Origin of the sequence: Amycolatopsis bullii, from assembly GCF_014654205.1 — a bacterium.
Classification (GTDB): Bacteria; Actinomycetota; Actinomycetes; order Mycobacteriales; family Pseudonocardiaceae; genus Amycolatopsis; species Amycolatopsis plumensis.
On the sequence record NZ_BNAW01000046.1, the window covers coordinates 67447 to 79692 of the forward strand.

14 protein-coding genes are annotated in these 12246 nt (G+C 70.8%); 3 read left to right on the top strand and 11 right to left on the bottom strand.

Annotation, left to right across the window (positions count from 1 at the left end; all coding sequences use genetic code 11):
• Window positions 1–79 precede the first annotated feature (79 nt).
• The 4 genes from IE317_RS35135 to IE317_RS35150 form a co-directional block, all read right to left on the bottom strand.
• Entirely contained in the window at window positions 80–2599 is a 2520-nt protein-coding gene (locus IE317_RS35135; RefSeq protein WP_191315673.1) for a WXG100 family type VII secretion target, read from the bottom strand.
• On the bottom strand, window positions 2599–2913 hold the full coding sequence (locus IE317_RS35140) for a hypothetical protein (protein WP_229903065.1): 315 nt from the start codon (window positions 2911–2913) through the stop codon (window positions 2599–2601). Before IE317_RS35140 ends, IE317_RS35135 begins: the two co-directional genes overlap by 1 nt.
• A gap of 151 nt (window positions 2914–3064) precedes the next feature.
• Window positions 3065–3325, bottom strand: a complete 261-nt coding sequence (locus tag IE317_RS35145; protein ID WP_191315674.1) for an acyl carrier protein — start codon at window positions 3323–3325, stop codon at window positions 3065–3067.
• The gene (locus tag IE317_RS35150; protein WP_191315675.1) at window positions 3318–4847 is read right to left on the bottom strand and encodes a fatty acyl-AMP ligase; all 1530 of its coding nucleotides are present in this window, start codon (window positions 4845–4847) and stop codon (window positions 3318–3320) included. Before IE317_RS35150 ends, IE317_RS35145 begins: the two co-directional genes overlap by 8 nt.
• 30 nt (window positions 4848–4877) lie before the next feature.
• On the opposite strand from IE317_RS35150, the gene IE317_RS35155 reads away from it, so the two are divergent.
• Window positions 4878–5762, top strand: a complete 885-nt coding sequence (locus tag IE317_RS35155; protein ID WP_191315676.1) for a cytochrome P450 — start codon at window positions 4878–4880, stop codon at window positions 5760–5762.
• Window positions 5763–5788: 26 nt separating this feature from the next.
• On the opposite strand, the gene glmM is transcribed toward IE317_RS35155, so the two are convergent.
• The 3 genes from glmM to rplM form a co-directional block, all read right to left on the bottom strand.
• Entirely contained in the window at window positions 5789–7123 is a 1335-nt protein-coding gene (glmM, locus tag IE317_RS35160; RefSeq protein ID WP_191315677.1) for a phosphoglucosamine mutase, read from the bottom strand.
• Between the two features lie 187 nt (window positions 7124–7310).
• Window positions 7311–7820 carry a 30S ribosomal protein S9 gene (gene rpsI, locus IE317_RS35165; RefSeq protein WP_191315678.1) on the bottom strand — a complete coding sequence of 170 codons (510 nt, stop codon included), beginning with the start codon at window positions 7818–7820 and terminating at the stop codon, window positions 7311–7313.
• 14 nt (window positions 7821–7834) lie between these two features.
• On the bottom strand, window positions 7835–8287 hold the full coding sequence (gene rplM, locus IE317_RS35170; protein WP_004560141.1) for a 50S ribosomal protein L13: 453 nt from the start codon (window positions 8285–8287) through the stop codon (window positions 7835–7837).
• Window positions 8288–8548: 261 nt separating this feature from the next.
• Here rplM and IE317_RS35175 point away from each other — a divergent pair, with 261 nt between their 5' ends.
• Together IE317_RS35175 and IE317_RS35180 are read left to right on the top strand one after the other, a co-directional pair.
• Entirely contained in the window at window positions 8549–9442 is an 894-nt protein-coding gene (locus tag IE317_RS35175) for a hypothetical protein (RefSeq protein ID WP_191315679.1), read from the top strand.
• A 29-nt stretch (window positions 9443–9471) separates the two neighbouring features.
• Window positions 9472–10167 carry a DUF4333 domain-containing protein gene (locus tag IE317_RS35180; RefSeq protein ID WP_191315680.1) on the top strand — a complete coding sequence of 232 codons (696 nt, stop codon included), beginning with the start codon at window positions 9472–9474 and terminating at the stop codon, window positions 10165–10167.
• A 144-nt stretch (window positions 10168–10311) separates the two neighbouring features.
• On the opposite strand, the gene IE317_RS35185 is transcribed toward IE317_RS35180, so the two are convergent.
• The 4 genes from IE317_RS35185 to IE317_RS35200 form a co-directional block, all read right to left on the bottom strand.
• A complete protein-coding gene (locus IE317_RS35185; RefSeq protein ID WP_191315681.1) occupies window positions 10312–10605 on the bottom strand; it encodes a WXG100 family type VII secretion target in 294 nt (97 codons plus the stop codon).
• Between the two features lie 59 nt (window positions 10606–10664).
• Window positions 10665–10991 carry a WXG100 family type VII secretion target gene (locus IE317_RS35190; protein WP_191315682.1) on the bottom strand — a complete coding sequence of 109 codons (327 nt, stop codon included), beginning with the start codon at window positions 10989–10991 and terminating at the stop codon, window positions 10665–10667.
• A 259-nt stretch (window positions 10992–11250) separates the two neighbouring features.
• Window positions 11251–11589, bottom strand: a complete 339-nt coding sequence (locus IE317_RS35195) for a hypothetical protein (protein ID WP_191315683.1) — start codon at window positions 11587–11589, stop codon at window positions 11251–11253.
• 14 nt (window positions 11590–11603) lie between these two features.
• Window positions 11604–12246, bottom strand: a 643-nt coding sequence (locus IE317_RS35200) for a type VII secretion-associated protein (RefSeq protein ID WP_191315684.1), incomplete at its 5' end; no start/stop codon positions are given.

The window sequence follows — 12246 nt, forward strand, 5'->3', positions numbered from 1 at the left end:
GCTCGGCTCGGCCTGAGCGGCGAGCGCTGTGTTGAATGATTCGTTCGCTAGCTCACTCATCGGCCCTCCTCGGCCCTCGTCACCGGTCGTACCGGATCGAACGGTCACCCTCGTCGTCGAGCGAGCCGCTGATGCGGCCCTTCGCGCCGCTCGTCTCGAACACGCCGCCCTCGATGCGGTACTGGCTGGCCCCGCGCTGCTGGTCGCCGCCGCCACCGCCGGGCGCCCCGCCCATGCCGCCCATCATGCCCATGCCGCCCATCCCGGACATGCCGCTCATGCTCGACGAACTCGCCGCGGCCTGGTGCGCGCCCGGGTCGACCGGGGTCGCGCCGAGCCCGCCGCCGCCGTCGGACATCGGCAGCGAAGCGTCGCTGCCGGTCTGGGCACCCGGGTCCAGCGAGACGGCGCCGGCGAAGTCCGGCGTCGCGCCGCCGGTGATGGCCGAACCGAAGTCGCTCGCGCCGGCCGTCGTGGTCGCGTCCCCAGCCGAACCGGCACCGGCGTCGGCCGTCGCCACCGCGGGCTCGGCCCCGACGCTGCTGCCGCCGCCGAGGTCACCCTCGAAACCGCCGGGTGTGGTGAACCCGCCGCCGCCCGAGGCCGCTTCGCTGCGCGTGAAGCCCGGATCCGGGTTGGCCGGCGCGGGGTCCCTCGTCAGCGGGGACTCGGCGTTCGCGTCGTGCGGGATGTCCGCGCCCACCGGCTTGACGTCCGCCTTGAGGTCGTCCGCCTTGAGGTCCCCGGCCTTGGGCCCGTCCTTCTCGTCCAGGGTGTAGGTGGTCGGCTCGCCCTTGCCGTCGTCGACCGTCACGATCGTCGGGCCGTCCGGGCCCTCCGGCCGCTCCGCGGTGATCTTGAGGTTGCCGTCCTGGATGTGGATCTTGCCGTCCGGGCCCGGCTTGTAGGAGCCGTCGGCCGAGGGCTGGCCCTCCTTGACCGCCTGCTGGCTGCCCTGCGGCCCGAAGGACGCCTTGTCCGCGGCGGCGCCGTCCTTGCCCGCGGCGTCCTTGCCGGCCTCGGCCTTGTCGTCGTCGCCCCAGTCGAGGTGGTAGTCCTTCTTGTTGCCGTGGCCGTCGTCCACGGAGATGTCCTGCTTGCCCTCCTTGTCGGGCTCGGACATCGAGATCGTGTTGTCGCCCTTCTTGACCGACACCGTGTCCGTGTCGTCGGTGTCCTTGATGGCTTCGCCGGTCTTCGGGTCGATCGGGTACGGCTCGCCGGTCGACGGGTCGACCTCCAGGGGCTTGCCGGTGATCGGGTTCTTGCCCTCTTCGGGCTTCGGGGGCTCTTCGGCCTTCGGGGGCTCGACCGCCGACGGCGTCGTGGACCCGCTGCCTGTGCTGCCCGTGCTCCCGGTGCTGCCGGTACCGGTGCTCCCGGTGTTGCCCGTGTTCCCGGTATTGCCGGTGTTCCCCGTGTTGCCGGTGGTCCCGGTCTTGTCCCCGCCGCCTTCGTTCTTGGCCTCGGTCAGCTGGTTGCGGTAGCCGTCCATGTACCGGGCCAGCGCGCCGAACTGCTGGTCGATGGTCTGCTTGGCCGCCTTGCAGGACCCGTCGAACGCCGCGATCAGGCTCTTGTACTCGGTCGAGAACGCGCCGTCGCGCCAGTACCGGCAGACGTTGCGGCCGTATTCCTTGTTCTCGTCGTTGAAGCCGCAGTCGTCGTTCTGCAGCCGCTCGGCCAGGTTCGAGTTGTTGCCGTGCTTGGCGTTGACCGCGTCGACCCAGCCGGCGACCTTCATGAAGTCGTCGAACTCGTCGGTCTCGCCGTTGGCGACCTTGAGGACGTCCTTGGCCATCGGGATGTCGGCCTCGGCGATCACCGGGCGGTGCAGCTGCAGGACCTCGTCGACCTTCTTCTTGACCGCGGTGAAAACCTGCGTCACGGTCTGCGGGATCAGCTTGGCCGCGCCGTCGATCTGCTGCGACAGCTCCTTGGCGTGCGGCTTGATCGTCTCGTCGTACTTGATCTCCGCCGCGTTGGCGCCCTTGCCCTTCCACGCGTCGAAAAGGATCTGGAGCTCGGTGTCGCTCTTCGTCAGCGCGTCCTCGACGACCTTGTGGGCCTTGCTCAGGTCGTCGGCGTCGGCCAGGAACTTCTGGTACTGGATCCCGCGGTTCTCGTGGAACTTGTCCTTGAGCTCCGTCTGGGAGTTCTTCTTCTCGCCCTCGCCGCCCTTGATCTGGTTCCAGACCTCGTCGGTCCACTTCGCGAGCAGGTCGACCGCGACGTTGCCCTGGTCGAGCTGTTCGTCGGAACTCTTCGCGCCGGCCCCCAGCGACGGCGCGCCGATTCCGTCGAGGTTCTTCTTCGCCTGGTCGCGCTCGGCGGTCTGGCGCTGGTGCTCCTGGTTCTTGGCCGCGGCTTCCTGCTGCGCTTCCTTCAGCGCCTCGTCGACGTCCGCGGACGAGCCCGGCAGCCAGTCGTTGCCCCAGAAGTCGTCGGAGTACCCCTCGATGTACTTCTTCGCATACTCTTCTTCTTCATCGCTGAAGTTGAAGGTGTCCTCGCTGTACTCCTCCATGAGCTTGGTTTTTGCTTCCATGGAGACGTTCGGGTCGTCGAGGACCTTCTTGATCTCAGCCCATTCGGCCATCAGCGGTTACCCCCGGCCTGGTTCGCCGTCGCGCCGGCGTTCGCTTCCTGCGTGGTGTACTTGGCACCCGCGGAGCCGATTCCGCTGCCCAGGTTCAGCAGGGCGTTCGACAGACCGGTCATGCCCGCGCCGATTTCGTCCATCCCGGCCTTGTACTTGCCGAAGCTCTCCTGGTGCACGCGGCCGAAGTCGCCCGCGATGATTTCGGTCGGCGCGACCTTCTTCGCTTCGTTCGCCGGGTCGTCGGCGACGTCCGCCAGGCGGATCTGCGCCCGCGTCATCGCCTCCGAACTCGCTTCGTAGCCGTTCGGCATGGTCGCTGCCCCCTTCGATCCCACAGGTCCCCAGTCGTTCCGGGACTGTGACGCGCCCGGACACCGATCGGTGCCGTCGCAGATGCACACGAAGTCTAGCGTCCGGCCGGGCGGCTCACCTGGGCTTCCGCGAAGTGCACCCGCGCGGGACCTACCCGCCGGAGCGCTGCGCCGCGACCGCCTCGGAGATCACCTCGGCGACGCCGCGGATGTCCACCAGCCGGTCGAGCTCGTCGATGTCGACCGAGACGCCGTAGGTCACCTCGACCCGCGACAGCAGCTGGATCCGCTGCCGGGACGTCATGCCGAGGTCGTCGAACGGCGTCGTGTCGGCGAGCCGCTCCGGCGGGATCTCCAGCGCGAAGCTGATGATCCGCCGGATTTCGTCGACGTAGGTGCCCGGGTCAGCCATGTCGCTCATTCTCGCCCCACCAGCGCTCGCGGGCGGCGGCGCGGGACACCTTGCCACTGGACGTACGCGGCACCTCGCCCGGCCGCACCAGCCACAGGGCGCGCAGCGGGAGGTCGTGGGCCGCCGAGACGGCCCGCCGCACGGCCGTCTCGACCGACTCGTCCCGCGTGACGCACCCGGCCACGACCGCGACGCCTTCGCCGTGGCCGTCCCGGACGGCGAACGCGGCGACCCGCCGGATGCCCGGGTGCGCGGCTTCCACAGTGGCCTCGATGTCCTGCGGGTGGTGGTTGCGGCCGTCGACGATGATCAGGTCCTTGAGCCGCCCGGTGACGTAGAGCTCGCCGTCGTGGACGAAGCCGAGGTCGCCGGTCCGCAGCCAGCCGCCGGGGGCGAGCACGTCGTCCCGGCCCCAGTACCCGTCGGCGACGTTGGGCCCGGACACCTGGATCTCTTTGTCGACAATGCGGACCCGCTGCCCATACGGCCGCCCCACCGAAACCCGCGGCTCGCCGTCGAACGCCGTGATCGTGGGCCCCTCATCGCCCGCGCTCGTGACGAACACCGTGGCCTCGGCCAGGCCGTAACACGGCTTGTGCGCGGCGCGGGGCAGCCCGAAGGGGGCGAAGGCCCGCTCGAAGGCCTCGACGGTGGCCGCGCGGACCGGCTCACTGCCGTTGAGCAGCGAGTTCACCTGCGAGAGGTCGACGGCTTCGAGGTCCCCCGCCGCCTCGGCGGCCAGGTCGAAGGCGAAGTTGGGCGCCGCGGTGACGACGCCCGGGAGCTCGGCCAGCAGCCGGATCCAGCGCAGCGGGTCGCGCACGAACTCCATCGGCGTGAAGAAGACCGACCGCGAGCCGAGGAAGACGGGTGTGCCGATCAGCAGGACCAGGCCCATGTCGTGGAAGAACGGCACCCAGCCGGCCAGCGGGGTCGACGCGCCGGCGTGGTAGCACCGCGTGGTCTGCCAGCACGCGGCCACCAGCGCGCGGTGCGAAATCACCGCGCCGGCCGGGCGGCGCGTCGAGCCGGACGTGTACTGCAGGTACGCGGGATCGGTCATCGCCACCGGGGCGGGCGGTTCGGCGTCGCCGGGCTCGATGTCCTCGACGGCGAGCGCGGTGACCGGCGGGACCTTGTCGAGCAGGTCCTTCGAGGTCAGGCAGGCCGCCGGAGCGGCGTCCGCGAAGGCCGACTCGACCCGGGCGCGGCCGGTGCGGCCGGTCGGGACGGACAACGGCACCGCGACGCGCCCCGCGTAGAGCGTCCCGAGGAAGCCGGTGACGTATCCGAGGTCCTGCCGGGCGACGATCGCCACCCGGTCACCCGGCCGGGTCACGCGCCGCAGCTCGCGGGCGACCCCGCGGACGCGGGCGAGCACCTGCGGCCAGGTCAGCGTGTGGTCGGCAGGCCCGGGGAAGGTGCGGCAGGTGAACGCGGGGCGGTCTTCGCGCGCGTTGCGGAGCAGGTGGTCCGTGAACGGCGTGGCCAGGACGTCGTCCGGGACTTCTGCGGGCGGCACGGCCCCATCCTGCCCTACCGTGTCGAAGCGATGGACGAGTTCGAACGGCACGGCATCGGCGTCGTCTCCGGCCGCGACGCGTGCGCCCGTGCCCTGCGGTCACCCGCGCTGACGTCGGATCCGGGCGGCGGCTCGCCCAGCGTGCTGCTGCGGGACGGCGACGAGCACACCCGCGTGCGCGCGGTGCTGCGGGAGATCATCGCCGGGCTGGAGCCGGTCCCGGCTTCCGTGCGCACATCGATCGAGGACGTGGTGGCGGGGCTGGGGACGTCGTTCGACCTCGTGCACGACTTCGCGCGGCCGGTGGCCGGGGTGGTGACGTCGGCGGTGCTCGGGGTCGACCTGGACGACGGCTTCCTGGACCGCCTGGAGGCGGCGACGGCGAACCTCGACGTCCTCGGCGGTGGGGACCGGGCCGGCCAGGCGGCGGCGTTCCGGCTCGCCGTGCAGCTGAGCCGGACCCCGGCCGGGCCGGGCGGGCTGACGGCGCTGCGGGAGGCCCACGCGGCCGGGCGGCTCGACGAGGACGAGCTGATGATCAACGCCGTGGTGCTGGCGCACGCCGCCTACGAGAACTCGCTGAACTTCCTGGCGTGCGCGGGTCTCGAGCTCGCGACTTCGGGGCCGCGGACCGTGCGGGAACTGGTGACGGCGATCTGCCCGGCCCGGTACGTCCTGCGCTTCGGCCCGCACGGCCCGGTGGCGATCTCGCTGACCGACGGCCTGCCGTTCGGCCTCGGCCGGCACGCGTGCCCGGGCTCCGGGGTGGCGGTGGCCGAGGGCGAGATCGCCCTCACCGCCCTCGCCGAGGTCCTCGGCGGCGGCTGCCGGGTGGGCGAAGTCCGCTGGAAGAACCACCCGATCTTCCACGGCTTGGCCTCGGCGCACGTGGTCGTGAGTGAGAAACAGGGTTAGAACACTGTTTCCCACTCACGAGGGGGTCAGGAGACGGCTGAGACGACGCCGGCCAGGCGGTCGGCCGCGGCCTGGGCCGTGGACTGGGCCGTGGCCTCGACCATCACGCGGACCAGCTGCTCGGTGCCGGACGGGCGCAGCAGCACCCGGCCCTCCTCGCCCAGCTCGGCCTCGACCGCACCGACCGCGTCGCGGACCTCGGCGGACCGGGCGACCGCCGTCTTGTCCGCGACCGGGACGTTCACCAGGACCTGCGGCAGCCGGTTCATCACGGCCGCCAGGTCGGCGAGGGACTTGCCCGTCTCGGCCATGCGGCTCATCAGGCGGAGCGCGGTCAGCAGGCCGTCACCGGTGGTGGCGTGGGCCGGCAGCACGACGTGGCCGGACTGCTCGCCGCCGAGGGCGAAGCCGCTCGCGCGCAGCTCCTCGAGGACGTACCGGTCGCCGACCGCGGTCGTCACGACGGTGATGTTGTGGGCCTTCATGGCCAGGTGCAGGCCGAGGTTGCTCATCACGGTCGCGACCAGCGTGTCCTTGGTCAGCTCGCCGTTCTCGGCCAGCGCCAGCGCCAGGACCGCCATGATCTGGTCGCCGTCCACCAGCTCGCCCGCGGAGTCGACGGCCACGCAGCGGTCGGCGTCGCCGTCGTGGGCGATGCCGAGGTCCGCGCCGTGCTCGACGACGGCCTCGCGCAGCTTCTCCGGGTGGTTCGAGCCGCAGTGCTCGTTGATGTTGACGCCGTCCGGCTCGGCGAACAGCGCGACGACCTCGGCGCCCGCCCGGCGGTAGATCTCGGGCGCGGCGGCCGACGACGCCCCGTTCGCGCAGTCGACGACGACCTTCAGCCCGGCCAGCGGGTGCGGCGTCGCGTCGACCAGGTGGGTGGCGTAGCGGTCGAGGGCGTCCTCGACGTCGGTGACACGGCCCACACCGGCCCCGGTCGGGCGGACCTTGCCGTCCGCGAGGCCGGCTTCGATCTCGTCCTCGATGCCGTCGGGGAGCTTGTGCCCGCCCGCGGCGAAGAGCTTGATGCCGTTGTCGGGCATCGGGTTGTGCGACGCGGAGATCATCACGCCCAGGTCGGCTTCGAGCGAGCCGACCAGGTAGGCGACGGCCGGCGTCGGCAGGACGCCGACGCGCAGGACGTCGGCTCCTGCGGAGGTGAGGCCGGCGACGACCGCGGCTTCGAGCATCTCGCCGCTGGCGCGCGGGTCACGGCCGACGACCGCGACCGGCCGGTGCGAGCGGTCGTGCGCGGCGAGCACGCGGGCGGCGCTGGCCGCCAGCGCCAGTGCCAGCTCCGGCGTCAGCTCGGCGTTGGCCAGGCCACGTACCCCGTCGGTACCGAACAGGCGAGCCATCGATCGACCTCCTTGTGGAATGACCACGACAACCTAGCGACCCTGACGGAGCGCTCTCCCCCACCCCGAGTGTCGCTCCGGACCGCGGAGACGAAACGCCGGATCCCGAAAACGCCCGATCCTGAAAACAACGGAGCGCCCATCCGATGGACGGATGGGCGCTCCGGTGGTTCGCGCCTGGGCGCGATCAGCGCTTGCTGTACTGCGGGGCCTTGCGGGCCTTCTTGAGGCCGTACTTCTTCCGCTCCGTGGCGCGCGCGTCACGGGTCAGGAAGCCGGCCTTCTTGAGGGCCGGGCGGTCGTCGGCGTCGACCTCGACGAGCGCACGGGCGATCGCCAGGCGCAGCGCACCGGCCTGGCCGGAGACGCCGCCGCCGTGGAGGTTGGCGAAGATGTCGAAGGAGTCCGGCTTCTCGACCGTGACCAGCGGCTCGCGGATGAGCTGCTGGTGCACCTTGTTCGGGAAGTAGTCCTCGAGGGTGCGGCCGTTGAGCTTGAACACACCGGTGCCCGGGACGACCCGCACGCGGACGACGGCTTCCTTGCGGCGGCCGACGGTCTGCGCGTTGCCGCCGGCGGCACGCGACGGACGCGGCGCGGCGGGGCTCTCGCTGGTCGCGACGGCGCCGGTCTCGGTCGCCTCGGACACTTCAGCGGCCTCGACGACCTCGGGGGTCTCGGTCTCGGTGCTGGTCACAGACTGTTCCTCACTCACTGCGCGACCTGCGCGATCTTGGTGATCTCGCGCGCCTGCGGCTGCTGCGCGGCGTGCGGGTGCTGCGGGCCGGCGTACACCTTCAGCTTCTTCGCCTGGGCGCGGCCGAGCTTGTTCTTCGGCAGCATGCCCTTGACGACCTTCTCGACAAGGTGCTCGGGCTTGGTGTCCAGCAGCTCGCCGAACGAGCGCTTCCGCAGACCGCCCGGGTAACCGCTGTGCCGGTAGGCGAACTTCTGCTCGCGCTTGTTACCGGTGAGCGCGACCTTCTCGGCGTTGACGATGATGACGAAGTCACCGGTGTCCACGTGCGGGGCGTAGGTCGGCTTGTGCTTGCCGCGCAGCAGCGTGGCGACCTCGGTCGCCAGCCGTCCGAGCACGACATCCTCGGCGTCGATCACGTGCCAGGCACGAGTGACGTCGCCGGGCTTGGGGCTGTACGTGGGCAAGGGTCTACCTCGTCGTCAACATTGCGTGTGGGTTCTGTGCGGGCCTAGCGCTTACGCGCCGCAGCGCACAACGACATATGAAGATACCCCCACGGTCACCGCACCCGCGCATCGGGGGTGGTGGAAGCGCCCATACTAGGCTCCGAACGGCCCGGGCGCAGCGGGGACTCTACCGGATTTTTCCCGCCGAAGCGCCTGCACGCGCCACCGCGACACGCGAGGATGGGGCCATCCGGGCGACACGGCTGAGCAGGGGACGGCATGAGCAAACGACCGACGGCGATCTTCGTCCTGGGCGCCGTACTGGCCCTGGTCAGCGCCTGCGGCACGGCGAAGGCGGGCACCGCGCTGCCGAAGGGCGACGACGCGGCGGACTACGTCGGCGCCAAGTTCGAGCAGGTGATCGGCAAGCTCTCGGACGCCATCACCGACTCGCGCGACGTCACCAACTCGCTGGACGCCTACTTCAAGTTCGACGACAAGTGGATCCACAGCACCGTGACGTCGGCGCGGGCCGGCAACCCGGAGAGCCGGGCGGTGCGGCACCGGTCGCAGAAGAACCCGGATGAGATCATCGACACGTACACGCCCGCGGACGGCCCGGTCGAGTACACCTACCTCGGCCCGGTCTACGTGCAGAAGGGCGTCTCGCCGACGGCGTGGGTTTCGATGCCGAAGCCGGAGGGTGGCCTGGTCCTCCCGTGCGTCTGGGGCGGGGTGCTCACGCCGTGCCGGATGGCAGACTCGACCGTGGCGGCGTACGAGGCCGACAAGCGCGCGGTCCGCGGCGCGAAGAGCCTCGGCGACGGCAAGACCGCGCTGACGGTGAACGTGCCGTTCGGGATCTTCGTCGACAAGAAGGTCGAGATCCTGCCGCCGAGCCTGACGAGCAAGATCGGGCCCGAGCTGAAGAAGGCCGCGGTCCCGGCCACGATCACGCTGAACCCCGACGGCAGCCTGGTCTCCTTCGTGATGGAGGCCAAGTTCGCCGGCGACGGCCACCAGCTCGAGCTCAAGTACGAGTTCCGGTTCACCGGCAAGGCGAGCCAGCAGGACATGCCGAAGCTGCCGGACGCGAGCCAGATCACGGTGCTGCCCGACCGGGCGGCGATGGACGACTTCTACCGCCGGCTCGGCGAAGCGCAGGGCAGCTGAGGCGTGACCACGACCCGAGGTGATCTCCGATGACCCCACCGTCCCAGCCACCCGATCCGCAGCGGCCGCAGCAGTGGTGGCAGCCGCCCGCGTCCGGTGCCGCACCGCAGCCCGGCGCGTGGCAGCCCGAGCAGCAGGCGACCGGCCCGCACTCCGGGCAGTGGCAGCAGCACGCCGACCCGGGCGCGGTGTCGGGGTCCTACACCGGCCAGTGGCAGCCGGGGCAGCCGTCGGGCTCGTTCTCCGGGCCGTGGCAGCCGGGGCAGCAGAGCGGGCCGTGGCAGCCGCCGTCCCAGCCGGCGCAGCAGCCGACGCCGACGCCGGGCCACGGGCAGCCGCAGTACGGCGGCGGGTTCCAGCCGGCGCAGTACGGCGGTCTGGGCGCGTTCCCGGCTGAGCCGGCGAAGAAGCCGAAGTCGAAGAAGCCGGTGCTGATCGGCCTCGCCGCGGTCCTGGTGCTCGCGGTCGGCGGCGGTGCCGCGTGGCTGCTGGGGGCGTTCCGCGGGGACGTCCTGGAGCAACAGTCCCTTCAGGACGGTGTGGTCAAGGTCCTCAACGAGAGCTACGGCGAGCCGGACGTGAAGAACGCGCAGTGCCCGGCGAACGAAGCCGCGCAGAACGGCACGACGTTCGACTGCACGGTGACCATCGGCGGGCAGCAGAAGAAGGTGACCGTGCGGGTGCTCAACGACCGGCCCGAGTACGAGGTCGGCGCCCCGCACTGACCGCTGTTCGGGGGTCCGGGTGGCGAAGCCCCCGGCCCGAGGCGAAGCCTCGGTTGGCACTGAGTTTTTTCTGCTGCCCGGCAACAGAAAACGGCGGGCCCCGCACCGGAGTGCGGGCCCGCCGTGGTTTCCGGGGCTACCGGCTCAGAACAGGCCTTCGACGGCGTTGTCCGTGGACTGGTAACCGTCGGCGATCTGCGGCAGGGCGGCGGCGATCTGCGCCAGAACCTGCTTCAGGTCCTCGAACTTCTGGTCCCAGGTGCGCTGGGCGGCGTCGTACTGCTCCTTCGCCGAACCGGTCCAGGTGGTGGTCAGCGGACGCAGGTCGTCCTTGAGGCGGTCGAAGGCGGACTGCAGCTCGCCGCCCGTCTGCGTGCAGTCGTCCGCGGCCTGGCGGATGGTGGCGTAATTGACGACAATGCCGGCGCCATCAGGCATGGCTTACTCCTTTTGAGCTGAAGATGCTGGGTGGTGGGAAGAAAGGATTCGGAAGGTGCTCAGCCGAGGGCGTCGAAGCCGCGGTTCACGGCGCCGAGGATCTCCTGCTGCTGCTGCTCGGAACGCTCGTACTTGGAGCCGGCTTCCTTGAGCAGCTCACCGATGCGCTGCAGGGCCTGCGCCATGCCGCGGGCGTCGTCGTCGAAGCGGAGCATCACGTGGTCGAAGGCCTTCTGCGCTTCACCCTGCCAGCCGGCGCGGGTGGCCTCGATGCGGTCGCGCAGCGTCGAAAGGTTCTGGTCCATCTGGGCCCGAACCTCGGTCACGCGGCCTTCGGCCTCGGTGAACTGGGCGACTGTCCCTTGGAATCCCTGTCCGGCGCTCATACCGGTACCCCCTTCATAAGAGTGGTGGTGTGTTGTCCGTACCAAGCTTGTTCGTTCGTACGGCCCTACGACGCAGACACTGCCACGTCCGGTTCCCCCTTGTCGTGCTTTGCCCCGAAGTAGTTGCTTGCGTTAACGCCCGCCGCGGGAACCGATCGCCGCGGGGGTCCGGAGAACTCCCCGAACCGGTGGCGCATCGCCCGAAAATGTGTTCCCCACCAGCGAAATTAGCACGCGCACAGCACCTGCCGCGCCGGTTTCACCGATCGCGCTGCATGATTCGCATCTGGGAAAAGTCTTCTTCGTCGTCACCCGATCGAGGGGCTTGGGCCGGAGATTGCGAACGCGAAGGAACCGGATCGGGAACCGCGAGCCCGCGGGCGCGGCGGAACCGTTCGGCGGCCGCGCGCAGCGTTCCCGGGGTCGGGTCGCCGGACTTCGCGCCGCGTCCGCTGCGCTTCAGGAGGTCGGCGTTTTCGCTGTGGTGCCGCTGATTGCGCGCCTTCGCGTTCCCGGCGACGCGACGCGCGTGCGTCACCGCGTCCTGGCCGATGCGCCTGAAGGACGCCGCGGCGCTCTCGAATTCTTCGGACGGCACCGCGTGCCCTCCTCTCAGTTGAGGATTTCGACCGTGCGCACGGCTTGCGCGCACGCCGCGGCGACCCGGTCGCGCAGCGGGGCCGTGGCGTACTGGCAGCCGACGTGGACGCGGATCCGGCCCTTCGCCACGACGTACCAGTCGACCTGGAGATCGGGCCGGTCCTTCTTGCTCTCGTGGTACCCGATCACCGTCTTGCCCGCGTACGACAGGCTCGGGTTGAACGCGCTGTAGCGGTGGTAGGGATCGGTGTCCGCGCGCTGCTTGATCTCGTCGACGAGCTTCTGCGGGTCCGCGGTCGCGTCGTAGTCCATGACGTACTCCTGCGCGACCACGAGGTCGTTGCCGTCCCGGGACTCCTGCGGGTGGATCACGACCTGCTTGTCGGCGACCCGGTCGTCGGTCTGGACCCAGTCCTCCGGGGCGACGAACTTGAAGTCGTACTGCGAAAGTGTCCGGCCGCTCTCCGCCTGCTCCCCGGAGCTGGTGAACACGAGGAACCCGGCGACGAGCGCGGCCACGACGACCACCGCCGCCGCGATCAGGCCCCACAGCCGGCGCCGGCTCTTCCCGGCCGCGGGCGACGGCTGGGCCGGACCCGGCGGGTTCGGCCGTGCGGGCGCCCCGGCGGGCGGGGTCCACGGCCGGGCCGCCGGC